Below are 23,677 nucleotides of genomic sequence, written 5' to 3' on the forward strand. Positions count from 1 at the left end.
GAAAAATGTGAGGGGGTTAACTTGTGCATCAGTATTGCGTGATATATACGGAAGTAATACTGAATAGATAAAAATTATTGTTCCGGGTTTCCTATGCGCCAGCTCAATCGACTTAATCAGTACCAACGGCTGTGGCAACCCTCAGCCGGTTCGCCACAGCAGGTGAGCGTGGCTGAACTGGCCAGCCGCTGTTTTTGCAGTGAACGACACGTGCGTACGCTCTTGCGTCAGGCCCAGGAGGCGGGCTGGCTAAGCTGGCAGGCCCAGTCCGGGCGCGGTAAGCGCGGCGAGCTGCGCTTTCACGTCACGCCGGAATCATTGCGCAATACGATGATGGAACAGGCGCTGAAAAACGGCCAGCAGCACAATGCCCTGGAACTGGCCCAGCTGGCACCCCAGGCGCTGCGCGCCCTGCTGCATCCTTATCTCGGTGGGCAGTGGGAGAACAACACCCCGACGTTACGCATTCCCTATTACCGGCCACTCGATCCGCTCTATCCGGGCTTTTTACCCGGACGTGCCGAGCAGCATCTGGTCGGGCAGATCTTTTCCGGCCTGACGCGGTTCAACGACACCAGCAGCGAGCCGGGGGGCGACCTGGCACATCACTGGGAGATCGCCGCTGATGGATTACGCTGGCACTTCTACATTCGCTCCACGCTGCACTGGCATAACGGTGACAAAGTCGAGGCGGCCCAGCTACAGAGCCAGCTGGCACGACTGCTCACCCTGCCCGCGCTGCGTAAACTGTTTAACAGCGTCAAACAGATTGAGGTGACCCACCCCCAGTGCCTGACCTTCGTGTTACATCAACCGGATCACTGGCTGGCGCATCGCCTGGCAAGCTACTGTAGCCGTCTTGCCCACCCCGAACAGCCCCTGACGGGGAGCGGGCCGTTTCGGCTGGCGATCTTCGATGCGGATCTGGTCCGGCTGGAAAGCCACGAGCAATATCATCTGGGGCATCCGCTGCTGAAAGCGATTGAGTACTGGATCACTCCCCAGCTTTTTGCCCAGGACTTAGGCACCAGCTGCCGTCATCCGGTGCAGATCGCCATTGGCGAACCGGAGGAGCTTGCCAGTTTGCGGCTGGTCAGTAACAGCATCAGCCTCGGCTTTTGTTATCTCACGCTGAAGCAGAGCGGTCGGTTAAGCGAGGCGCAGGCCCGCAGGCTGATCGACATCATTCATCACACCTCGCTGCTGCATACGCTGCCGCTGGACGAGAATCTCATTACCCCAACCCAGGAGTTGCTGCCGGGCTGGTCAATCCCACAGTGGCCGCAGGCGAACACCACCGCTCTGCCGACGGCGCTCACCCTGATTTACCACCTGCCGGTGGAGTTACACACCATGGCGGAGCAGCTTAAACGCTATCTGGCCCATGAAGGCTGTCAGCTGACGGTGATTTTTCATGACGCGAAAACCTGGGATGGCTGCACTGCCCTGCCGGATGCCGATATCATGATGGGCGACAGGTTGATTGGCGAGGCCCCGGAATATACCCTGGAGCAGTGGTTGCGCTGCGATGCTCTCTGGCCGCACCTGCTCAGCGCCCCGCAGTTTGCGCATCTGATGGCGACCCTGGATGCGGTTCAGATTCTGCCCGACGCCGCAGCGCGCCATCTGGCGTTGAAAGAGGTGTTCTCCCAATTGATGGAGCGTGCCGTCCTGACGCCGCTCTTTAACTATCAGTATCAAATCAGCGCCCCGCCGGGGGTAAACGGCATCCGCCTGAATCCGCGCGGCTGGTTTGATTTTACCGAGGCCTGGCTACCGGCCCCGAAAACGTGAAGAAGCTGGTCGCCGCCACGGGCAGACGCTACCATAGGTTTTTAACCGTCCAAGTTGGGAAGATTTATGAAACGTGCCGTTGTCGTGTTCAGTGGAGGTCAGGACTCCACGACCTGTCTGGTTCAGGCTCTGCAGCAATATGATGAAGTCCACTGTGTGACTTTTGACTATGGTCAGCGCCATAGCGAAGAAATTGAGGTCGCGCAGAAACTGGCGGTGAAACTCGGTGCACGGGCGCATAAGGTTCTGGATGTCACCCTGCTCAACGAACTGGCGGTGAGCAGCCTCACCCGCGACAGCATTCCGGTGCCGGATTACGAACCGGATGCCGAAGGGATCCCGAATACCTTCGTGCCGGGACGTAATATTCTCTTCCTGACCCTGACTGCCATCTACGCTTACCAGGTGAAAGCCGAGGCGATCATTACCGGCGTGTGCGAAACCGACTTTTCCGGTTACCCGGACTGCCGCGACGAGTTTGTGAAAGCCCTTAACCATGCCGTGAATCTGGGGATGGCCAAAGATATCCGCTTCGAAACGCCGCTGATGTGGCTCGATAAAGCCGAGACCTGGGCGCTGGCCGATTACTGGGGCAAGCTGGAGCTGATACGTAACGAAACGCTGACCTGCTACAACGGCATTCAGGGCGATGGCTGTGGCCAGTGCGCTGCCTGTAACCTGCGTGCCAACGGTCTGAACCACTATCTGGCCGATAAAGCCGGAGTGATGGCAGCCCTGAAAAAGAAAACCGGTCTTAACTGATCCGGGCCAGTCTGCCGGGGGAAGTCTCCGCTTCACCCGGCATCAGAAGCGGCGTTATTTGATTAACAGCTCCAGCTTCTCACGTAACTCTCCTTCCAGCGGCAGCGCTTTTTGCGTTTTTAGATCAATGCAAACAAAGGTAATTAACGCATCTGCCACCACCTGCCCTTCCGGCTCGAGAGTTACTACCTGACTCAACACTCCACTTTTACCGTTCAGCTGTTGTAGCTGGCTGGTGACGGTGAGGAGATCGCTGAGGACTGCGGGACGGCGATAGTTAATGTTAATGTTCGCCACCACAAAGGCGATACGCCGCTCGGTCATCCACTGAAAGCTGTCGCTGTTTTCCAGCCCTTCCCAGCGCGCCTCTTCGAGAAACTCAAGATAACGAGCGTTATTAACGTGTTGATAAACATCAAGGTGGTAGCCGCGTACTTTGATTTGGGTCTGCATAGCGCAATAGCCTTAAGAGTTGTTATTTATAAGATTCAGAGGTCATAACTGGTATGACCTCTTTATCCTGGCAAATTTTTGCCACTGTGCAAGTGATTACAGCGTCAAATACGCAAGGTTACGCTCCACCAGCGCTCCGCCCATGCCGGGCACCTGCTTGAGATCGTCGAGGGTTTTAAACGGGCCGTATTCTTCACGGTAGCTGACGATCGCCTGGGCTTTCTTCAGCCCCACGCCGTTCATCACCCGCGCCAGCGCCTCCGCCGAGGCAGAATTGATGCTGATCCGCCCCTTCTCCGCTTCCGCCGCTTTCGACTGCTGGGGTGATGTGGCGAGGGGTGGCGCATCAGACTTGCCTTGTGCAGCCTGCGTTTTGGCGGCTGGTGTCGCCGCCAGCGCGCAGTGGCTCATTCCTGCAGACGCAAGGGCAAGCGTAATAAAAAGGGCTTTGATTCCAGGTTTCATGCTGTTTTCTCCTTGTTTGTTGACAGCCCACTCACCATAAACGGGCCGCTTTTGCGGGACAAACAGCAGATTGCAGAAATGGAAAAGGCCGCGAAAGCGGCCTTTTAGTATTGCAGTACGTTGCTCAAATTTGCGAGCAGCAACGTAATTACTGCTGGGTGATGATATCGCCCAGCTTGATTTTGGCTTCTTTACGCAGGTTGCTCATCAGTGCTTCGAAAGCAATTTGCGCGTTGTTCTGGGTGATACCCTGAACCATTGCTTTCTTCTGCGCTTCCGGCATGGTGCCCGCTTTCACTTCGTCCAGCGCCAGAACCACTACGTTGCCCTGCATATCGTTGGCGATACCGAAGCTTGGCTTGTCTTTTGCCGGCAGGCTCAGACCGAATGCCGCCTGGCTGATCGGATCCTGACCGGTACGGCTCAGCGTTTTGGCCTCGCCAAAGCTCAGGCCAGCCGCTTTCAGCGCCTCGTCACCTTTACCGGCTTTCAGCTCAGCCAGCAGCTTCTCAGCGTCCAGCTTCGCCTGTTGCACGGCTTTGTTATGCTTAACCAGCGCTGTAATCTGATCTTTCACTTCTTCCAGCGGCTTGATCGCTTCAGGCTTGTGCTCGCTCACGCGCAGCACAAAGGCGCGGTCGCCGTCGACGGTGATGATGTCAGAGTTGCTGCCCGGTGTGCCGTTTTCGCCTACCAGACCACCATTGAAGATGGCATCCGCAACCGGTTTGAAGTTCAGCTCTTCCGGCAGGTTGTCATGACCAAACCAACCGGTAGTCACCGCTTTTGCACCCGCAGCCTGCTCAGCGCCGACCAGCGACTCGTTGTCATTGCTGGCCGCGTCGCTCACTTTCTGCTGCAACGCATAGAAACCATCCAGCGCTTTCTCCTGCTTCACTTTCGCCGCGATATCATCGCGAACGTCAGCCAGCGGTTTGGTGGTCGCAGGGGTGATGTCATCCAGACGCACCACCAGGAAACCGACAGAGGATTTAATCACACCAGAAAGTTGATCTTTCTCTTTCAGGCCGGCATTTTTCAGCTCGTCCGGTGTGGTGCCCTCTTCCAGCCAGCCCATATCACCGCCGTTTTTGGCAGAGATGATGTCGGTAGATTTCTCTTTCGCGACCGTCGCGAAGTCGGTGCCTTTGTTCAGCTCGTCCAGTGCTTCTTTGGCCTCGGCTTCAGTTTTAGTCTGAATGATGCTGAAACGGTTACGCTGTGGCTGGGTAAACTGATCCTGATGCTGATCGTAGTAGGACTGGATCTCCGTATCGGTTGCGTTTTCCTGCATCGCAGCCGCATCCAGCTTGATGTAGCTCACGCGGAACTGCTCCGGGGAGGTAAAGTTGTTTTTGTTCTGCTCGTAGTAGCTTTTCACCTCTTCGTCGCTCGCCTGCTGTTTCGCAGCAAGGGCGTTAACGTCGAAAGTGGCTTCACGCACGATGCGCTGCTGAGAAACCAGCGTCGCCAGCTCATCCGCTTCGCCTTTGAGCATGAAATCCGTACCCACCACTGCGTTGATCAGCTGCTGAGTGGTCAACTGGTTACGCAGCGCCTGAGCGTATTGATCCGGCGTCATCCCCATCTGATTCACGATCGCGTTATAGCGGGTATTATCGAATTTGCCGTCATTCTGGAAAGCCGGGGTAGAGAAAATGGCTTTCTTGACCTGATCGTCGCTGATGCTCAGACCGATTTCACGAGCGTACTGATCCAGCAGCGCTTCGTCGATAAGACGGTTAAGCGTCTGCTGACGCAGGTTTTTCATGTACCCTTCATTCGCCGCCAGCTCAGAGAACTGATCGCCCAGCTGTTGCTGCATGCGGTTACGTTCACCGGCAAATGCATTCTCAAACTGCCCACGGCTGATTTCCTGGTCGTTCACTTTTGCGGCGTAGTTTGCACTACCGCCAATCAGGTATCCGCTCACGCCGGTCAAAATGAACGACACGATAATGATACCGAAAATAATCTTGAGCACGAGACTGTTAGCAGCCGTGCGTAAGCTGTCCATCATGGTGTAACCACACTCCGCTGTAGGTGACTGGTGACCTGACGCTGGCGGAAATCCTGACCGCAGCGCGTAAAGACGTATTGTGACAAGAAACCGGGGCGATTGTCAGCCCACAACTCGCATAAACTCACATAAATCAGGCCTGGACAAACAAAAAAGGCACATCAAATGATGCGCCCTTGTACTTTTCGACTTCCCTGACGTAAGAAAGCGATCAGTTTACTGCGTCTTTCAGCGCTTTGCCGGCGCGGAAGCCCGGAACTTTAGCAGCAGCGATGGTGATCTCTTTACCGGTCTGAGGGTTGCGGCCAGTACGGGCAGCACGCTCTTTAACAGCAAAAGTACCAAAACCTACCAGCGCCACGTCGTCCCCAGCCTGCAGAGATTCGGTAACAGAAGCAATCAAAGCATCTAACGCACGTCCAGCCGCAGCTTTGGAGATATCAGCACCCGCAGCAATTTTGTCAATCAGTTGAGATTTATTCACTCTTCTCTTCCTCTCTTTATAATTTATATCGCGCCTGAATCCTTCAAAACGCGACCGCGCAGCAGTTATATCAGGCCTGCCATGACCTTACAACACCCGTTGTTGATGGCTGGCCCAATCAGCAATCTAAATTAGCTATACAAAAAAAGGCTGGCAAGCCCGAAATCGCTCACCAGCCTTGTTTTTATTGACGCTCTTTGCGCGAGGTCACTATTTTGCGGTTACAACCTGCATTCCGTAAGGCTCGTTCTGCAGTGCAAGGGTCAGAACTTCCTCAATACGTTTCACCGGATGGATATCCAGATCGGCGATAACGTTATCCGGAATCTCTTCCAGATCGCGCTTGTTTTCATACGGGATCAGGACCGTTTTAATGCCGCCGCGGTGAGCTGCCAGCAGTTTTTCTTTCAAGCCGCCAATCGGCAGAACCTGGCCACGCAGGGTGATTTCGCCGGTCATCGCCACATCAGCACGCACCGGGTTGCCGGTCAGGCAGGACACCAGGGCGCTACACATTGCGATACCCGCGCTCGGGCCATCTTTCGGCGTTGCCCCTTCCGGCACGTGAACGTGAATGTCGCGTTTTTCGTAAAAGTCCGGATTAATACCCAGTTTTTCCGCACGCGCGCGCACCACGGTCAGCGCAGCCTGAATGGACTCCTGCATCACTTCACCCAGCGAGCCGGTGTAGGTCAGCTTACCTTTACCCGGCACACAGGCGGTTTCGATGGTCAGCAGATCGCCGCCCACTTCCGTCCACGCCAGACCGGTCACTTGGCCGACGCGGTTTTCGCTGTCCGCACGGCCATAGTCGTAACGCTGAACACCCAGGTATTCGTGCAGGTTGTCGCCATTAATCACAATGTGCTTCAACGTCTTGTCGAGCAGCAGCTGTTTCACCGCCTTACGACACAGCTTGGAGATTTCACGCTCCAGGCTACGCACGCCCGCTTCACGGGTGTAGTAACGAATAATGCCGATAATCGCGCTGTCATCAACGGTCAATTCGCTCTCTTTCAGGGCGTTACGTTCAATCTGCTTCGACAGCAGGTGACGGCGGGCAATGTTCAGTTTTTCGTCTTCGGTGTAGCCAGAAAGCCGGATCACCTCCATACGATCCAGCAGCGGGGCCGGGATATTCATGGAGTTGGAGGTCGCCACGAACATCACATCGCTCAGATCGTAGTCCACTTCCAGGTAGTGATCGCTGAACGCCACGTTCTGCTCAGGATCCAGCACTTCCAGCAGGGCTGAAGCCGGATCGCCACGCATATCGGAGGACATTTTGTCGATCTCATCCAGCAGGAACAGCGGGTTTTTAACCCCCACTTTTGCCATTTTCTGGATCAGTTTGCCCGGCATTGAACCGATATAGGTTCGACGGTGACCGCGGATTTCCGCTTCGTCACGCACGCCGCCCAGCGCCATACGGATGTACTTACGTCCGGTCGCTTTAGCAATGGACTGGCCCAGGGAGGTTTTACCCACCCCCGGCGGCCCCACCAGGCACAGAATTGGGCCCTTGAGCTTGTTAACACGGCTTTGAACCGCGAGATACTCGAGGATACGGTCTTTGACGCGCTCCAGACCGTAGTGGTCGGTATCCAGGATCTCCTGGGCCTGACGCAGGTCTTTTTTGACCTTGCTGCGGGCGTTCCATGGAACCTGAACCATCCACTCGATATAGCCGCGTACAACCGTCGCTTCCGCTGACATCGGAGACATCATTTTCAGCTTCTGCAGCTCTGCTTCGGCCTTCTCTTTTGCCTCTTTCGGCATTTTCGCCGCGTCGATCTTACGTTTCAGCGCTTCGTTTTCGTCCGGTGCGTCATCCATCTCACCGAGCTCTTTCTGAATGGCCTTCATCTGCTCGTTCAGATAGTACTCACGCTGAGATTTCTCCATCTGCTTTTTCACGCGGTTGCGAATGCGCTTCTCAACCTGCAGCAGATCGATTTCAGACTCCATCATCGCCATCAGATATTCCAGACGTTCGTTAACGTCGGACATCTCCAGCACGGACTGTTTGTCAGCCAGCTTCAGCGGCATGTGCGCTGCGATGGTATCAGCCAGACGTGCAGGATCGTCGATGCTGTTCAGCGACGTCAGCACTTCTGGTGGGATTTTTTTGTTCAGCTTGATATAGCCTTCAAACTGACTGATTGCGGTGCGAACCAGCACCTCCTGCTCACGCTCGTCAAGCTGAGGCGAGTCCAGGTATTCGGCTTTTGCTGCGAAGTGTTCGCCATCATCAGATAGCGTGGTAATACGCGCACGCTGCAGCCCCTCGACCAGCACCTTCACGGTGCCATCAGGCAGCTTCAGCATTTGTAAAATAGAGGCCACGGTCCCGACGGTGAAAAGATCGTTTACACCCGGCTCATCCGTTGATGCTTCTTTCTGCGCAACCAGCATGATTTTTTTATCATGATCCATGGCGGCTTCAAGGCAACGGATAGATTTTTCCCGCCCTACAAATAAGGGTATGACCATGTGCGGATAAACCACCACATCGCGCAACGGCAATACGGGGATTTCAATGCGTTCAGAACGCTCAGGATTCATAGAGCTCTCTCTTAGTTTAGTGTCCGCCAGGTAATCAGGTTGCAGGACTGTGCTTCATACAACCATTAACATGTAATCCAGTATATGGGGATGATTCCCACACATTCAACGCCATGTTTACGGAAAAATAAAAGGGGGGATTAAATCCCCCCTTTTTGATTAACTGCTTGTATGACCTGGTGAATTATTCGCCAGAGGCCTGCTGAGCTTCCGGGGTGCCGTAAATCAGCAGCGGCTTGCTTTGGCCTGCAATGACGGACTCGTCGATAACCACTTTTTCGACTTCTTCCATCGAAGGAAGATCGTACATGGTATCGAGCAGGGCAGCTTCAACGATTGAACGCAGACCACGTGCACCAGTTTTACGCGCCATTGCTTTTTTAGCAATCGCGTCCAGTGCTTCGTCGCGGAACTCCAGCTCAACGCCTTCCAGATTGAACAATGCCTGGTACTGCTTAGTCAGGGCATTTTTCGGCTCTTTCAGGATCTGAATCAGCGCGTCTTCACTCAGTTCTGTCAGCGTGGCGACAACCGGCAGACGGCCAATGAACTCAGGGATCAGACCAAACTTGATCAGATCTTCTGGCTCAACCTGGGTCAGCAGTTCGCCCTCTTTCGCTTTTTCAGACTTCGCCTTCACCGTCGCGCCAAAGCCAATACCCGAGCCGGTTTCAACGCGGTTAGCAATGACTTTATCCAGGCCAGCAAACGCACCGCCACAGATAAACAGGATCTTGGACGTATCAACCTGCAGGAACTCCTGCTGAGGATGCTTACGACCGCCCTGCGGTGGAACAGCGGCAACCGTCCCTTCGATCAGTTTCAGCAATGCCTGCTGTACGCCTTCACCGGACACGTCACGGGTGATGGACGGGTTATCGGATTTACGTGAGATTTTGTCGATCTCATCGATATACACGATACCGCGCTGGGCTTTCTGGACGTCGTAATCGCACTTCTGCAGCAGTTTCTGGATGATGTTTTCCACATCCTCACCCACATAACCGGCTTCGGTCAGGGTAGTGGCATCCGCCATGGTAAACGGAACATCCAGCAGACGTGCCAGTGTTTCTGCCAGCAGGGTTTTGCCGGAACCGGTTGGGCCAATCAGCAAAATGTTACTTTTGCCCAGCTCAACGCCGTTGCTGTTATCCCCGTTACGCAGACGTTTGTAGTGGTTATACACCGCCACTGCCAGCACTTTCTTCGCCTGTTCCTGACCGATGACGTAGTCATCAAGATGATGACGGATCTCATGCGGCGTCGGTAACGCGCTGCGCTCACGGTGTGGTGCGACTTCTTTAATCTCTTCGCGGATGATGTCGTTACATAAGTCGACACATTCGTCGCAGATATACACGGATGGCCCGGCAATCAGTTTGCGCACTTCATGCTGGCTTTTGCCGCAAAAAGAGCAGTACAACAGTTTGCCCGATCCATCTTTGCGTTTATCTGTCATGAGTCAAAACCTCTTTTTAAGTTCTTTGTGCCGCACATGACGACGCAAATGCCATTCTCAGACGCAGGCTGCTCGTAAGCCAGGTGCCGCCCTACCATAGTATAGCGGCACACCCGCGCCGTGGGCATCAATTACGGTGGGTCAAAATGGAGTCGACTAAGCCGTACTCTACTGCCTCTGGTGCGGACAGGAAGCGATCGCGCTCGGTATCACGCTCGATCTGCTCTAGTGATTGACCCGTATGATGAGCCATAAGTTCATTCATGCGCCCTTTTACCTTCAGGATTTCTCGGGCATGAATTTCAATATCTGTCGCCTGGCCCTGATACCCGCCCAGCGGCTGGTGAATCATTACGCGCGAGTTTGGCAGGCAGAAACGCTTGCCTTTCGCCCCTGCGGTCAGCAGGAATGCGCCCATCGATGCCGCCTGGCCCATACAAATGGTGCTCACATCAGGCTTGATGAACTGCATGGTATCGTAAATGGACATCCCGGCAGTGATCACGCCACCTGGGGAGTTGATGTACAGGTAAATGTCTTTTTCCGGGTTTTCCGCTTCCAGAAACAGCATCTGCGCTACGATCAGGTTCGCCATGTGGTCTTCCACCTGGCCGGTCATGAAAATAACGCGTTCTTTAAGCAGACGGGAGTAGATATCAAAAGAACGTTCACCTCGAGAGGTCTGTTCAATAACCATTGGCACCAGCGCCATATGGGGTGCAAAGTTATCTCGTTCGCCACTGTATGACATTTCCGTCTCCTGGATAAAAAATGAAAATACCTGCTGTACTGATTGTAACCTTGCGGACGGATTATCAGCCAGTCTCTTTAATACTGCTTCCCCACTAATGGGGGCGGCTCAGCCCTATTTCAAGCATAACAATCTTTTGTTTTAACGCTAACACTGAAAAGGCGTTTTATCACGCTTCAAGGCCTGGAACTGTGATAAAAAAAACCCGCCGCCGGGAGGCAACGGGTTTTTTGCTCAAACTTTAAACAAAGCAGGCAGAATTAAGCCTGTTGGTTCATCAGTTCGTTGAAAGAAGTGGCTTTTTCGGACACTTTCGCTTTGGCCAGAACGGCTTCAACAGCCTGCTCTTCCAGTGCGACGTTGCGCATGTTTTCCATCAGCTCTTTGTTGCTGCCGTAGAAAGCAACCACTTCTGACGGATCTTCATAGGCAGAAGCCATCTCTTCGATCAGGCCTTTAACACGCTCTTCGTCAGCTTTCAGCTCGTGGGTACGAATCACTTCACCCAGCAGCAGACCAACAACAACGCGGCGTTTAGCCTGCTCTTCGAACAGCTCACGAGGCAGTTCCAGAGCTTGTTTCTCGTTGCCACCGAAACGCTGTGCAGCCTGACGACGCAGAACGTCGATTTCGCTGTCGATCAGTGCAGATGGGATCTCGATTTCGTTAGCTTTAACCAGACCTTCGATCGCCTGAGACTTAACGCGGTTACGCACGGCGCCTTTCAGCTCGCGTTCCATGTTTTTACGCACTTCAGCACGCAGGCCTTCAACAGAACCATCTTCAACGCCGAAACGCTTGATAAAATCTGCAGTCAGTTCTGGCAGTTCGCGGTCTTCAACTTTCTTCAGGGTAATCGCGAATTTCGCGGCTTTACCTTTCAGGTTTTCAGCGTGATACTCTTCCGGGAAGGTCACGTCGATAGTGAACTCTTCGCCTGCGCTGTGGCCTTTGATACCGTCTTCAAAGCCTGGGATCATACGACCCTGACCCATCGCCAGTACGAAGTCAGACGCTTTGCCGCCTTCGAACTCTTCGCCGTCTACAGAGCCGGAGAAGTCGATGGTGACACGGTCTTCTGCATCCGCAGCGCCGTCTTTGTCTTTCCAGGTCGCCTGCTGCTTACGCAGGGTGTCCAGCATGCCGTCAACGTCGGCTTCAGTCACTTCAACGATTGGTTTTTCAACTTCGATCGCGTCCAGACCTTTCAGCTCAACTTCCGGGTAAACTTCGAACTCTACCGCGTAGGTGAAGTCTTCGCCCAGTTTGTATTCACCCGGAACATAGGTCGGGGAACCGGCTGGATTGATTTTTTCTTTGATGATCGCGTCAACGAAGTTGCGGCTCATCAGGTCACCCAGCACGTCCTGGCGAACAGAAGCGCCATAACGCTGAGCAACGACATTCATCGGTACTTTGCCCTTGCGGAAGCCGTCAATACGGACTTTCTTTGCTACGTTGACCAGCTCGCTTTTTACAGCGTTTTCGATGCTGTCAGCAGCGATTGTAATCGTTACACGGCGGCCAAGGCCTTGAGTGGTTTCAACTGAAACTTGCATCTTGTTACCTCAAAAAAATCACAGTGCTCGGTCAACTCTGAATTTGCCTCGCAATACCGGGATGCTCTCTTAGCAGATTCACATTCCCTGTCGCCAGAATCATCCCGAAGACATTCATATTAAGACGCGGCATTATAGCGGCATCACTTTAGTGAGTCGAGAACGGTTGGCGCATGTTGCTGCGGCTTTTTTCACAATTTCAGGCTATTTTCGGCCTTAAAATCGCGCCACCGGCTCAAAACCCGGACAAAACAAAACGGCCCGCAGGCCGTTTTGACGTAATCTTTATGCAACATACTGGAAAAGCTCCCGCTGTTGCAAACAGGATTTGTTACGCGATCGTCCCTGCCCCCCGGCAGGGTGGCGACGCGAAAATCGTATCCTGTAAGCCCTTCCACTCTTTGATCGTATAAGTATGCAACGCCAGCGCATGGACTGTGGTCGAGAGCTCTTCCGTCAGGGTTCCGTAAATCATACGGTGACGATTAAGAAAACGCTCACCAGCGAAACGATCGCTGACCAGCACCACTTTAAAGTGGCTCTCAGAGCCTGCCGGTACGTTATGACGATAACTTTCGTCGACGACTTCAAGGAACACAGGTTCAAAGGCCGCCCTTAACTTATCTTCAATCTGTTCACGTATCATCATGAAATTACTCCTCCGACAACGCTGAGATGTCACCCATCCCTTTAAATATTAGCCGCTTTTACCGCTTGCATAACAAGAAGACAACAAAAATTTAGCTTTCATCTGATTTTCTCATTCAACCGAATGAAGTCCTATAAGGGGGAGTCGTTTTGTCGTCCGAATAACGGAAAAGCGTTTCAGTTGGTCAGTTTTCAGACAAGGCGATGAATTTACATGCGTTGACCACTTCCCCTTGCCGTTGGCGATGTTATGATGGCGGCAATTTTTTTCTATATATGCTTACGATTCGTTGAGAGCCTGAACATGTTAAAAAAACTCTTTTTCCCTTTAGTCGCCCTGTTTATGCTGGCCGGCTGTGCAACCCCACCCACCACCATTGATGTTTCTCCGAAGATCTCTCTGCCGCAGCAGGATCCAAGCCTGATGGGCGTCACCGTGAGCATCAACGGTGCAGATCAGCGTAAAGACCAGGCGCTGGCGAAAGTCACCCGTGACAACCAGTTGGTGACCCTGACGGCCTCTCGCGATCTGCGTTTCCTGCTGCAGGAAGTGCTTGAGAAGCAAATGACCGCACGCGGCTATATGGTTGGTCCAAGCGGCGCGGTTGATCTGCAGATCATCGTTAATAACCTTTACGCTGACGTCTCTCAGGGCAACGTGCGCTATAACATCGCGACCAAAGCGGATATCGCCATCATCGCCACCGCGAAGAACGGCAACAAGATGAATAAGAACTACCGTGCAAGCTACTCTGTTGAAGGCGCCTTCCAGGCCACCAACACCAATATCGCTAATGCCGTAAACAGCGTGCTGACCGACACCATCGCCGATATGGCGCAGGACACCAGCATTCACGAATTCATCAAGCAGAACGCACGTTAATTCAGCCTGCTGACCCGACTTCCGGTCGGGTCAGTTAACCTGCCCATGTCCAGTCAATACCTACGTATTTTCCAGCAACCTAAATCAGCTATCCTGCTGATCCTTGGTTTCGCCTCCGGTTTACCCCTTGCACTGACATCGGGCACGTTACAGGCGTGGATGACCGTAGAAGATATCGATCTTAAAACTATCGGCTTCTTCTCGCTGGTCGGCCAGGCCTATGTCTTCAAGTTTTTATGGTCGCCGATGATGGACCGCTACACCCCGCCTTTCCTCGGCAGGCGTCGTGGGTGGTTGCTGATGACCCAAGCGATGCTGCTGCTGGCGATTGCCGCGATGGGCTTCCTCGAACCTGCCTCGCAGCTTCGCTGGATGGCCGCGCTGGCGGTGGTGATTGCCTTCTGCTCCGCGTCGCAGGATATCGTTTTTGATGCCTGGAAAACGGATGTGCTCTCGGCCGAAGAGCGTGGGGCCGGGGCCGCCATCAGCGTGCTGGGCTACCGTCTGGGTATGCTGGTCTCCGGTGGGCTGGCGCTATGGCTGGCAGACCGCTATCTCGGCTGGCAGGGCATGTACTGGCTGATGGCCACCCTGCTGATCCCGTGCATGATCGCGACCTTCCTGGCGCCGGAACCGAGCGATGTTATTCCCGTTCCCCGCTCACTTGAGCAGGCGGTTGCCGAACCGCTGCGCGACTTCTTTGGCCGCAACAATGCCTGGATCATTCTGCTGCTGATTGTGCTGTATAAACTCGGTGATGCGTTTGCCATGAGCCTGACCACCACCTTTCTGATCCGCGGCGTGGGCTTTGATGCCGGTGAAGTGGGTGTGGTCAACAAGACGCTGGGATTAATCGCCACTATTATCGGCGCGCTGTATGGCGGAGTCCTGATGCAGCGTTTAAGCCTGTTCCGCGCGCTGCTGATCTTCGGCATCCTGCAGGGTGTGTCGAATGCCGGTTACTGGCTGCTCTCCATCACCGATAAGCATATGCTCAGCATGGCGGCGGCGGTATTCTTTGAAAACCTGTGCGGTGGGATGGGGACGGCTGCGTTTGTCGCCCTGCTGATGACCCTGTGCAACAAATCCTTCTCCGCTACCCAGTTCGCCCTGCTCTCTGCGCTCTCAGCCGTGGGGCGGGTTTACGTCGGCCCTATCGCGGGCTGGTTTGTGGAAGCGCACGGTTGGGCTGAGTTTTATCTCTTCTCCGTCTTTGCGGCCATTCCGGGACTGCTGTTGCTATTACTATGCCGCCGCTCGCTGGAATATACCCAGCAGACGGAACACTTTATGGTCAGGACGCGTTTCCCGTCAGCCTATCGCTTCGCGTTAAGAATATTGCTGGTGGGATGTCTGACGCTCGCACTGTGGCTCATCGTAACGATCGTCAATGCCACCACCGCCCTCGTACTGCCGTTTAGCCTGCTCCTGCTGGACATCGGCGCGCTGCTGGCGCTGACCGGGATCCTTACTGGAGCCCTCCTTGACTATCTGGCCATGCGTGAGAGCCAGAGGGTGTAAAACCGGCGCAAAATGTTATTTTCCGTTGTAATCACCCATGTAAATTATAACGGTAAATAAATTTGGTCATGGAAAAATAATATTTGTTGTTTCGTGCCTCTTAGAATTCCGGAAATTATTAGAGCATGGGATATAGGGTATTTTTCGTTAACCGATTCAGCAAACGAAACATTAATTTTACGTTTTTTATTTGTCTCTTTATTGATGATCATTTGTTAATGAATTGTTTGTTTTCAGCAATGGTTATACCAATTGCCCTTTTTACCCTACCTACAGAGTCTGTTTCGTTATAACGCCCGTCTGGCGGTGCTTGCGTCTGAAAAACGGTTATAATTTGCAACATCTGTGACTTCCCTGGCAGAACCTGGTAACACGTTCCTGACACAGGTCTAATGATGTTTACAGTAATGTAACGTTCCCGTAAAATGCCCCCACACTTTAAACGCCACCAGGTCCCCGTGGAATTGAGGTCGTTAAATGACACTTAGGAAATACAATAAAAGTTTGGGATGGTTGTCGTTATTTGCAGGCACTGTATTACTCAGTGGCTGTGATTCTGCGCTGCTAGACCCCAAAGGACAGATTGGACTGGAGCAACGTTCGCTCATTCTGACGGCTTTTGGCCTGATGATGATCGTCGTGATTCCCGCCATCTTGATGGCTGTTGGTTTCGCCTGGAAGTATCGTGCGAGCAACAAAGATGCGAAGTATAGCCCTAACTGGTCACACTCCAATAAAGTGGAAGCTGTGGTCTGGACGGTGCCGATTCTGATCATCCTGTTCCTTGCCGTACTGACATGGAAAACCACTCACGCGCTCGAACCTGCAAAACCGCTGGTTCACGATGAGAAACCGATTACGATCGAAGTCGTCTCCATGGACTGGAAATGGTTCTTCATCTACCCGGAACAGGGCATTGCTACCGTAAATGAAATCGCCTTCCCGGCGAACGTCCCGGTGCAGTTCAAAGTAACGTCTAACTCCGTGATGAACTCCTTCTTTATCCCGCGTCTGGGTAGCCAGATTTACGCGATGGCCGGTATGCAGACCAACCTGCACCTGATCGCGAATGAAGCAGGCACCTATGATGGTATCTCCGCCAGCTACAGTGGCCCGGGCTTCTCTGGTATGAAGTTCAAAGCCATTGCCACGCCTGACCGTGCCGCTTTCGACCAGTGGGTTGCTAAAGCGAAACAGTCTCCGAACACCATGTCTGACATGGCTACGTTCGAAAAAGTGGCAACACCTAGCGAATACAACAAGGTGGAGTACTTCTCTAACGTGAAACCGAATTTGTTCAAAGACGTTATTGGCAAATTTATGGACCACGGCAAGAGCATGGACGTGACCCAACCTGAAGGCGAGCATAGCAAGCACGAAGGGATGGAAGGCATGGACATGAGCCACGCGGAAACCTCTCACTAAGGGGCCGAGGAAGAAAATGTTCGGAAAATTGACACTGGATGCGGTGCCGTACCATGAACCAATTATCGTGGTTACGCTTGCTGCAATTATCATTGGTGGCGCAGCCTTAATTGGCCTGATCACTTACTTCGGTAAGTGGAGCTATCTGTGGAATGAGTGGCTGACTTCGGTCGACCACAAAAAACTCGGTATCATGTACTGCATCGTCGGTATCGTCATGTTAATTCGTGGCTTTGCCGATGCAATCATGATGCGTAGCCAGCAGGCGCTTGCCTCCGCTGGCGAAGCAGGCTTCCTGCCACCGCACCACTACGATCAGATCTTTACCGCGCACGGCGTGATTATGATCTTCTTCGTGGCGATGCCGCTGGTTATCGGTCTGATGAACGTGGTTGTGCCGCTGCAAATCGGCGCGCGCGACGTTGCGTTCCCGTTCCTGAACAACCTGAGCTTCTGGTTCACGGTTGTCGGTGTGATTCTGGTTAACCTGTCACTGGGTGTGGGCGAATTTGCTCAGACCGGCTGGCTGGCTTACCCGCCGCTTTCAGGAATTGAATACAGTCCTGGTGTAGGGGTTGATTACTGGATTTGGGCGCTGCAGCTCTCCGGTGTCGGTACGACCCTGACCGGTATTAACTTCTTCGTGACTATCCTGAAGATGCGTGCCCCAGGTATGACGATGTTCAAGATGCCAGTATTTACCTGGGCATCTCTGTGCGCCAACATCCTGATTATCGCCTCCTTCCCAATCCTGACTGTTACCGTCGCGCTGCTGACCCTGGATCGCTATCTGGGTACCCATTTCTTCACCAATGATATGGGCGGCAACATGATGATGTACATCAACCTGATTTGGGCATGGGGTCACCCTGAAGTGTACATCCTGGTTCTGCCGGTCTTCGGTGTGTTCTCCGAAATCGCAGCGACCTTCTCGCGTAAGCGTCTGTTTGGTTACACCTCGCTGGTGTGGGCAACCGTGTGTATTACCGTTCTGTCGTTCATCGTTTGGCTGCACCACTTCTTCACTATGGGTGCGGGCGCGAACGTAAACGCCTTCTTCGGTATTACCACCATGATTATCGCGATCCCAACCGGGGTTAAGATCTTCAACTGGCTGTTCACCATGTACCAGGGCCGTATCCAGTTCCACTCAGCAATGCTGTGGACTATCGGCTTCATCGTGACCTTCTCCGTAGGTGGGATGACCGGCGTACTGCTGGCTGTACCGGGTGCTGACTTCGTTCTGCACAACAGCCTGTTCCTGATTGCGCACTTCCACAACGTTATCATCGGCGGCGTCGTCTTCGGCTGCTTCGCTGGCGTAACCTACTGGTGGCCAAAAGCGTTCGGCTTCACGCTGAATGAAAAATGGGGTAAACGCGCGTTCTGGTTCTGGATCATCGGCTTCTTCGTCGCATTTATGCCGCTGTACGTGCTGGGCTTCATGGGTATGACCCGTCGTCTGAGCCAGCAGATCGATCCGCAGTTCCACCCAATGCTGGTTGTTGCAGCCGTGGGTGCAGCGCTGATTGCCTGTGGTATCGCGTCTCAGCTGTATATGTTCTACGTCTCTATTCGCGACCGTGAGCAGAACCGTGACCTGACCGGTGACCCATGGGGTGGCCGTACGCTGGAGTGGGCAACCTCTTCTCCACCGCCGTTCTATAACTTTGCCGTTGTGCCGCACATTCATGAGCGTGACGCATTCTGGGAAATGAAAGAAAAAGGCGAAGCGTACAAGCAGCCAGCGCATTACGAAGAGATCCACATGCCGAAAAACAGCGCAGCGGGCATGGTTATCGCCGCCTTCGCTACGGTATTTGGTTTCGCTATGATCTGGCACATCTGGTGGCTTGCGATCGTCGGCTTCGCTGGCATCGTGATCAGCTGGATTGTGAAGAGCTTTGATGAGGACGTGGACTACTACGTACCAGTCCGTGAAGTTGAAATCCTGGAAAAACAGCATTTCGACGAGATTGCTAAAGCGGGGCTGAAAAATGGCAACTGATACTTTAACCCACGCGACTGCCCATGCGCATGAACACGGGCACCATGATACAGGGCCGATGAAAGTCTTCGGCTTCTGGATCTACCTGATGAGCGACTGCATCCTGTTCTGCTGTCTGTTCGCGACCTATGCCGTTCTGGTGAACGGCACAGCGGGCGGCCCGACCGGTAAGGACATCTTCGAGCTGCCGTTCGTTCTGGTTGAAACCGCACTGCTGCTGTTCAGCTCCATCACCTACGGCATGGCCGCAATTGCCATGTATAAAAACAACAAGAGCCAGGTCGTCTCCTGGCTGGCGTTGACCTGGCTGTTTGGTGCTGGATTTATCGGGATGGAAATCTATGAGTTCCACCACCTGATCGTGGAAGGTTTCGGTCCGGACCGCAGTGGCTTCCTGTCAGCGTTCTTCGCGCTGGTAGGTACTCACGGTCTGCACGTAACCTCCGGCCTGATCTGGATGGCGGTACTGATGTTCCAGGTATCCCGTCGCGGCCTGACCAGCACTAACCGCACCCGTATTATGTGCCTGAGCCTGTTCTGGCACTTCCTGGATGTGGTTTGGATCTGCGTGTTCTCTGTAGTGTATCTGATGGGGGCGATGTAATGAGTCATTCAAACGATCATGGCGCTTCCCATGGCAGCGTAAAAACCTACATGACAGGTTTCATCCTGTCGATCATCCTGACGCTTATCCCGTTCTGGATGGTGATGAACGGTTCTGGTTCTAAAGCGGTCATTCTGGGCACGATTCTGGTGACTGCCGTCGTTCAGATCCTTGTGCATCTGGTTTGCTTCCTGCACATGAACACTAAGTCCGATGAAGGCTGGAACATGACGGCATTCATCTTTACCGTGATTATCATCGCAATCCTGGTAGTCGGCTCCATCTGGATTATGTGGAACCTTAACTACAACATGATGGTTCACTAAGAGCGGCGAGTATGTTTAAGCAATACCTGCAAGTCACAAAACCAGGCATCATCTTTGGCAACCTGATCTCCGTGATCGGAGGGTTCCTGCTGGCCTCTAAGGGCAGCATTGATTACACCCTCTTTATTAACACGCTGATTGGGGTGTCATTGGTTGTTGCGTCCGGTTGTGTATTTAACAACTACATCGACATGGATATCGACAGGAAGATGGAAAGGACGAAAAATCGGGTGCTGGTTAAAGGCCTGATGTCCCCTGCCGTCTCGCTGGTGTACGCCACCTTGCTGGGTATTGCTGGCTTTATGCTGCTGTGGTTCGGCGCCAACCCTCTGGCCTGTTGGCTGGGGGTGATGGGTTTCGTGGTGTATGTGGGCGTCTACAGCCTGTATATGAAACGTCACTCCGTCTACGGTACGCTGATTGGTTCGCTCTCCGGCGCTGCGCCGCCGGTGATTGGCTACTGCGCGGTCACCAACGAGTTCGACAGCGGTGCGGCTATCCTGCTGGCTATCTTTAGCCTGTGGCAGATGCCGCACTCCTATGCCATTGCGATTTTCCGCTTTAAGGATTATCAGGCAGCGAACATCCCGGTTCTGCCGGTGGTGAAAGGCATTTCCGTCGCCAAGAACCATATCACGCTCTACATCATTGCTTTTGCGGTTGCTACGCTGATGCTCTCTCTGGGCGGTTACGCTGGGTACAAATATCTGGTGGTTGCTGCGGCGGTGAGCGTCTGGTGGCTCGGCATGGCACTGCGAGGTTATAAAGTGGAAGACGACAAAGTCTGGGCACGCAAACTGTTTGTGTTCTCGATTGTCGCTATCACTTCCCTCTCGGTGATGATGTCCGTCGATTTTATGGTGCCCGATTCACAAAATCTGCTGACTTACGTGTGGTGAAATTCATAATCTGACCTTTGATTCAGTCAGCGACATTCGCGATTTGAATCACTGGTGATAGCGATTTTACTCTCTTGCAATCCACGTCCTCCGGGCGTGGATTTTTCATTTCCAGCCAGTACGTCTCCACATAATATTAACGCCGTTTATTTAATATGATGTTTGTAAAATTCAGTCACCTGTAAATTCCGACGCTACGATCCTCGTACCTTGATTAATTGAATAACTATCTCACCATTAAAGATTCACTATTCAGTTTAATAAAACACCTGCTACGATAGGTTCTGATGTGCATTGATTGCACATTGTCAACTATTCATTTAATAAGGAAATGAAAAATGAAAGAATTATCTTTGCACGAAATGGAAAATATCTCAGGTGCGGGTCTTTTTGATCTGCCATGTGCGCTGGTGAACTTCGGTATTCAAACGGGCCTTAATATTGCTAAAGCAGGCATTCAGGTAGGTTTTTGCGTAGCGACTTCGCTGCTTGAAGCCTCAGTAGACTTTGCCACTAACTCGACCAGCAACAACCCCTCCAGCCTCGACAGCATCCTTGAAAATCACTTAAACTCGTTTGATTTTGCGGCATCTGGGGTAATGACTCCAACTTACTGATAGTGTTTTATGTTCAGATAATGCCCGATGACCTTGTCATGCAGCTCCACCGATTTTGAGAACGACAGTGACTTCCGTCCCAGCCTTGCCAGATGTTGTCTCAGATTCAGGTTATGCCGCTCAATTCGCTGAGTGTAACGCTTGCTGATTACGTGCAGCTTTCCCTTCAGGCGGGATTCATACAGCGGCCAGCCATCCGTCATCCATACCACGACCTCAAAGGCCGACAGCAGGCTCAGAAGACGCTCCAGTGTGGCCAGAGTGCGTTCACCGAAGACGTGCGCCACAACCGTCCTCCGTATCCTGTCATACGCGTAAAACAGCCAGCGCTGACGTGATTTAGCACCGACGTAGCCCCACTGTTCGTCCATTTCAGCGCAGACAATCACATCACTGCCCGGCTGTATGCGCGAGGTTACCGACTGCGGCCTGAGTTTTTTAAGTGACGTAAAATCGTGTTGAGGCCAATGCCCATAATGCGGGCGGTTGCCCGGCATCCAACACCATTCATGGCCATATCAATGATTTTCTGGTGTGTACCGGGCTGAGAGGCGGTGTAAGTGAACTGTAGCTGCCATGTTTTACGGCAGTGAGAGCAGAGATAGCGCTGATGTCCGGCAGTACTTTTACCGTTACGCACCACGCCTTCAGTAGCTGAGCAGGAGGGACAACTGATGGAGATGGAAGCCACGGGAGCACCTCAAAAACACCATCGTACACTAAATCAGTAAGTTGGCACCATTACCTAACTGGTCTACATTCGTCAACAATGCAGCAAGCGACTGGAACAAAGTGGCTTCAGACTCTCTGTAACAGTTAAAGTAAGCCACCTGCGTTGCGGGTGGCGTACTGCCTTTCCTTCTTCCCCACTCGCTTGCCCCTCCTCCGAAACGCGTTTCGCTTTTCATTATCTATGCTTCTCCGTCAGTCTCTCTGTTCCCGGAAATGAGGGATTTACATTGTCGTAATATCTCTTAAACAAACATTTGTTTACGCCACCTTTCGCCCCGCCTAAACTGTGGCCTGCTTTTAGATCGAGGTGGTAATGAACGATTATAAAATGACGCCGGGTGAGTTGCGCGCGACCTGGGGTTTAGGGACTGTTTTCTCGCTGCGCATGCTTGGCATGTTTATGGTCCTGCCCGTTCTCACTACATATGGCATGGCGCTTCAGGGAGCCAGCGAAGCGCTGATTGGATTGGCGATTGGTATTTACGGTCTGGCTCAGGCGGTCTTTCAGATCCCCTTTGGTTTGCTCTCCGATCGCGTTGGCCGTAAACCGCTTATCGTTGGCGGGCTGCTGGTATTTGTGCTTGGTAGTGTGATTGCCGCCCTCTCCCACTCCATTTGGGGCATCATTCTCGGACGTGCATTACAGGGTTCCGGCGCCATCGCCGCTGCGGTCATGGCACTGCTTTCCGATCTGACCCGCGAACAGAACCGTACCAAAGCGATGGCCTTTATTGGCGTGAGCTTCGGCGTGACCTTTGCTATCGCGATGGTTCTCGGCCCGATCATTACCCATGCGCTGGGTCTAAACGCCCTGTTCTGGATGATCGCCGTGCTGGCGACCCTCGGTATCGCCCTGACAATCTGGGTTGTACCGGACAGTGAAAATCATGTGCTCAACCGCGAATCGGGGATGGTCAAAGGCTGCTTCAGCAAAGTGCTGGCGGAACCGCGTCTGCTGAAACTCAACTTTGGCATCATGTGTCTGCATATCCTGCTGATGTCTACCTTCGTCGCCCTCCCAGGCCAGCTGGCCGCGGCTGGTTTTCCGGCGGCAGAGCACTGGAAAATCTACCTGGTCACCATGCTCATCTCTTTTGTCTCCGTGGTGCCGTTTATTATTTATGCCGAAGTGAAGCGCCGGATGAAGCGCGTCTTTCTGGCGTGCGTCGCCCTGCTGTTGATTGCCGAAATTGTGCTCTGGGGCTCAGGTCCGCACTTCTGGGAACTGGTCGCGGGTGTGCAGCTGTTCTTCCTTGCCTTCAACCTGATGGAAGCTTTGCTGCCATCGCTAATCAGTAAAGAGTCCCCGGCAGGCTATAAAGGAACGGCGATGGGGATCTACTCCACCAGCCAGTTTATCGGCGTGGCGATCGGGGGATCTCTCGGAGGCTGGGTCGATGGCATGTTTGATTCACAAACCGTATTCCTGGCGGGAGCGCTGCTGGCAACGGTCTGGCTGCTGGTCGCCAGCACCATGAAAGAGCCGCGTTATGTCAGCAGCCTGCGGGTTGAAATTCCGCATGATGTCGAGGTGAGTGAGTCATTGAAACAGCGCCTTGAAGCTAAAGAGGGTGTCAGCGAGGTATTACTGGTGCCGGAAGAGCGCAGTCTGTATGTCAAAATCGACAGTAAAGTGACAAACCGGTTTGAAGTTGAGCAGGCGCTGAAAGCATGAAAAAAAGCCCGGCATCGCCGGGCTTTT

General features: G+C 53.2%; 21 protein-coding genes. 11 read left to right on the forward strand and 10 right to left on the reverse strand.

The window, feature by feature from the left end:
- Positions 1–93: 93 nt before the first annotated feature.
- Positions 94–1,794: an SgrR family transcriptional regulator gene (locus LRS40_RS01830; protein ID WP_231312965.1), complete on the forward strand. Its 1,701-nt coding sequence runs from the start codon at positions 94–96 to the stop codon at positions 1,792–1,794.
- Between the two features lie 66 nt (positions 1,795–1,860).
- Positions 1,861–2,556, forward strand: coding sequence for a 7-cyano-7-deazaguanine synthase QueC (gene queC, locus LRS40_RS01835; RefSeq protein WP_142488442.1), 696 nt, complete (start codon positions 1,861–1,863; stop codon positions 2,554–2,556).
- 54 nt (positions 2,557–2,610) lie between these two features.
- Here queC and LRS40_RS01840 read toward each other — a convergent pair whose 3' ends face one another.
- The 9 genes from LRS40_RS01840 to bolA all read right to left on the reverse strand — a co-directional run bounded on the left by LRS40_RS01840 (position 2,611) and on the right by bolA (position 12,961).
- Positions 2,611–3,009, reverse strand: a complete 399-nt coding sequence (locus LRS40_RS01840; RefSeq protein ID WP_156263093.1) for a YbgC/FadM family acyl-CoA thioesterase — start codon at positions 3,007–3,009, stop codon at positions 2,611–2,613.
- 96 nt (positions 3,010–3,105) lie between these two features.
- Positions 3,106–3,474, reverse strand: coding sequence for a helix-hairpin-helix domain-containing protein (locus LRS40_RS01845; RefSeq protein WP_142488440.1), 369 nt, complete (start codon positions 3,472–3,474; stop codon positions 3,106–3,108).
- Between the two features lie 148 nt (positions 3,475–3,622).
- A complete protein-coding gene (gene ppiD, locus LRS40_RS01850) occupies positions 3,623–5,494 on the reverse strand; it encodes a peptidylprolyl isomerase (RefSeq protein WP_231312966.1) in 1,872 nt (623 codons plus the stop codon).
- 211 nt (positions 5,495–5,705) lie between these two features.
- On the reverse strand, positions 5,706–5,978 hold the full coding sequence (gene hupB / locus LRS40_RS01855) for a nucleoid-associated protein HU-beta (protein WP_002444653.1): 273 nt from the start codon (positions 5,976–5,978) through the stop codon (positions 5,706–5,708).
- A gap of 210 nt (positions 5,979–6,188) precedes the next feature.
- Positions 6,189–8,543: an endopeptidase La gene (lon, locus tag LRS40_RS01860; RefSeq protein ID WP_142488438.1), complete on the reverse strand. Its 2,355-nt coding sequence runs from the start codon at positions 8,541–8,543 to the stop codon at positions 6,189–6,191.
- A gap of 184 nt (positions 8,544–8,727) precedes the next feature.
- Positions 8,728–10,002 carry an ATP-dependent protease ATP-binding subunit ClpX gene (gene clpX, locus LRS40_RS01865; protein WP_032616836.1) on the reverse strand — a complete coding sequence of 425 codons (1,275 nt, stop codon included), beginning with the start codon at positions 10,000–10,002 and terminating at the stop codon, positions 8,728–8,730.
- A 127-nt stretch (positions 10,003–10,129) separates the two neighbouring features.
- A complete protein-coding gene (clpP, locus tag LRS40_RS01870) occupies positions 10,130–10,753 on the reverse strand; it encodes an ATP-dependent Clp endopeptidase proteolytic subunit ClpP (RefSeq protein WP_032616835.1) in 624 nt (207 codons plus the stop codon).
- A 260-nt stretch (positions 10,754–11,013) separates the two neighbouring features.
- Positions 11,014–12,312 (reverse strand): trigger factor, encoded by a 1,299-nt coding sequence (gene tig / locus LRS40_RS01875; protein ID WP_142488437.1) that lies wholly within the window; start codon positions 12,310–12,312, stop codon positions 11,014–11,016.
- Between the two features lie 331 nt (positions 12,313–12,643).
- Positions 12,644–12,961: a transcriptional regulator BolA gene (bolA, locus tag LRS40_RS01880; RefSeq protein WP_039032378.1), complete on the reverse strand. Its 318-nt coding sequence runs from the start codon at positions 12,959–12,961 to the stop codon at positions 12,644–12,646.
- A gap of 303 nt (positions 12,962–13,264) precedes the next feature.
- Between bolA and LRS40_RS01885 the strand changes: the two genes are divergently transcribed.
- The 8 genes from LRS40_RS01885 (at position 13,265) to LRS40_RS01920 (ending at position 21,243) form a co-directional block, all read left to right on the forward strand.
- Positions 13,265–13,843, forward strand: a complete 579-nt coding sequence (locus LRS40_RS01885; protein WP_142488435.1) for a lipoprotein — start codon at positions 13,265–13,267, stop codon at positions 13,841–13,843.
- A gap of 45 nt (positions 13,844–13,888) precedes the next feature.
- Positions 13,889–15,364 carry a muropeptide MFS transporter AmpG gene (gene ampG, locus LRS40_RS01890; protein WP_231312967.1) on the forward strand — a complete coding sequence of 492 codons (1,476 nt, stop codon included), beginning with the start codon at positions 13,889–13,891 and terminating at the stop codon, positions 15,362–15,364.
- 477 nt (positions 15,365–15,841) lie between these two features.
- Positions 15,842–16,789: a cytochrome o ubiquinol oxidase subunit II gene (gene cyoA / locus LRS40_RS01895; RefSeq protein WP_142488433.1), complete on the forward strand. Its 948-nt coding sequence runs from the start codon at positions 15,842–15,844 to the stop codon at positions 16,787–16,789.
- Positions 16,790–16,805: 16 nt separating this feature from the next.
- Positions 16,806–18,797, forward strand: coding sequence for a cytochrome o ubiquinol oxidase subunit I (cyoB, locus tag LRS40_RS01900; RefSeq protein ID WP_142488432.1), 1,992 nt, complete (start codon positions 16,806–16,808; stop codon positions 18,795–18,797).
- The gene (locus LRS40_RS01905) at positions 18,787–19,401 is read left to right on the forward strand and encodes a cytochrome o ubiquinol oxidase subunit III (RefSeq protein ID WP_142488431.1); all 615 of its coding nucleotides are present in this window, start codon (positions 18,787–18,789) and stop codon (positions 19,399–19,401) included. The genes cyoB and LRS40_RS01905 overlap by 11 nt, the downstream gene beginning before the upstream one ends.
- Positions 19,401–19,727 (forward strand): cytochrome o ubiquinol oxidase subunit IV, encoded by a 327-nt coding sequence (locus LRS40_RS01910; RefSeq protein WP_142488430.1) that lies wholly within the window; start codon positions 19,401–19,403, stop codon positions 19,725–19,727. The genes LRS40_RS01905 and LRS40_RS01910 overlap by 1 nt, the downstream gene beginning before the upstream one ends.
- Before the next feature lie 11 nt (positions 19,728–19,738).
- Positions 19,739–20,626: a heme o synthase gene (gene cyoE, locus LRS40_RS01915; RefSeq protein WP_142488429.1), complete on the forward strand. Its 888-nt coding sequence runs from the start codon at positions 19,739–19,741 to the stop codon at positions 20,624–20,626.
- Positions 20,627–20,964: 338 nt separating this feature from the next.
- Entirely contained in the window at positions 20,965–21,243 is a 279-nt protein-coding gene (locus LRS40_RS01920; protein ID WP_231312968.1) for a hypothetical protein, read from the forward strand.
- On the opposite strand, the gene LRS40_RS01925 is transcribed toward LRS40_RS01920, so the two are convergent.
- Positions 21,237–21,934 (reverse strand): IS1 family transposase gene (locus LRS40_RS01925; protein ID WP_231312969.1). Its coding sequence is split into 2 segments (ribosomal slippage): positions 21,237–21,685 and positions 21,685–21,934, totalling 699 coding nucleotides; the frame shifts between segments, so codons are not numbered across the junction. The genes LRS40_RS01920 and LRS40_RS01925 overlap by 7 nt on opposite strands.
- A 354-nt stretch (positions 21,935–22,288) precedes the next feature.
- Between LRS40_RS01925 and LRS40_RS01930 the strand changes: the two genes are divergently transcribed.
- Entirely contained in the window at positions 22,289–23,650 is a 1,362-nt protein-coding gene (locus tag LRS40_RS01930; RefSeq protein WP_231312970.1) for an MFS transporter, read from the forward strand.
- Positions 23,651–23,677 lie beyond the last annotated feature (27 nt).

The sequence above is a fragment of the Leclercia sp. G3L genome (assembly GCF_021117075.1).
Lineage (GTDB): Bacteria > Pseudomonadota > Gammaproteobacteria > Enterobacterales > Enterobacteriaceae > Enterobacter > Enterobacter adecarboxylatus_C.

Bases quoted from the DNA above. Each gene is read 5' to 3' on its own strand.
- clpP (WP_032616835.1), bottom strand. From the start codon at position 10,753: ATGTCATACAGTGGCGAACGAGATAACTTTGCACCCCATATGGCGCTG.
- LRS40_RS01920 (WP_231312968.1), top strand. From the start codon at position 20,965: ATGAAAGAATTATCTTTGCACGAAATGGAAAATATCTCAGGTGCGGGT.
- LRS40_RS01905 (WP_142488431.1), top strand. From the start codon at position 18,787: ATGGCAACTGATACTTTAACCCACGCGACTGCCCATGCGCATGAACAC.
- clpX (WP_032616836.1), bottom strand. From the start codon at position 10,002: ATGACAGATAAACGCAAAGATGGATCGGGCAAACTGTTGTACTGCTCT.
- ppiD (WP_231312966.1), bottom strand. From the start codon at position 5,494: ATGATGGACAGCTTACGCACGGCTGCTAACAGTCTCGTGCTCAAGATT.
- cyoE (WP_142488429.1), top strand. From the start codon at position 19,739: ATGTTTAAGCAATACCTGCAAGTCACAAAACCAGGCATCATCTTTGGC.
- LRS40_RS01930 (WP_231312970.1), top strand. From the start codon at position 22,289: ATGAACGATTATAAAATGACGCCGGGTGAGTTGCGCGCGACCTGGGGT.
- tig (WP_142488437.1), bottom strand. From the start codon at position 12,312: ATGCAAGTTTCAGTTGAAACCACTCAAGGCCTTGGCCGCCGTGTAACG.
- LRS40_RS01845 (WP_142488440.1), bottom strand. From the start codon at position 3,474: ATGAAACCTGGAATCAAAGCCCTTTTTATTACGCTTGCCCTTGCGTCT.
- cyoB (WP_142488432.1), top strand. From the start codon at position 16,806: ATGTTCGGAAAATTGACACTGGATGCGGTGCCGTACCATGAACCAATT.
- LRS40_RS01840 (WP_156263093.1), bottom strand. From the start codon at position 3,009: ATGCAGACCCAAATCAAAGTACGCGGCTACCACCTTGATGTTTATCAA.
- ampG (WP_231312967.1), top strand. From the start codon at position 13,889: ATGTCCAGTCAATACCTACGTATTTTCCAGCAACCTAAATCAGCTATC.
- lon (WP_142488438.1), bottom strand. From the start codon at position 8,543: ATGAATCCTGAGCGTTCTGAACGCATTGAAATCCCCGTATTGCCGTTG.
- LRS40_RS01910 (WP_142488430.1), top strand. From the start codon at position 19,401: ATGAGTCATTCAAACGATCATGGCGCTTCCCATGGCAGCGTAAAAACC.
- bolA (WP_039032378.1), bottom strand. From the start codon at position 12,961: ATGATGATACGTGAACAGATTGAAGATAAGTTAAGGGCGGCCTTTGAA.
- LRS40_RS01830 (WP_231312965.1), top strand. From the start codon at position 94: ATGCGCCAGCTCAATCGACTTAATCAGTACCAACGGCTGTGGCAACCC.
- queC (WP_142488442.1), top strand. From the start codon at position 1,861: ATGAAACGTGCCGTTGTCGTGTTCAGTGGAGGTCAGGACTCCACGACC.
- cyoA (WP_142488433.1), top strand. From the start codon at position 15,842: ATGACACTTAGGAAATACAATAAAAGTTTGGGATGGTTGTCGTTATTT.
- LRS40_RS01885 (WP_142488435.1), top strand. From the start codon at position 13,265: ATGTTAAAAAAACTCTTTTTCCCTTTAGTCGCCCTGTTTATGCTGGCC.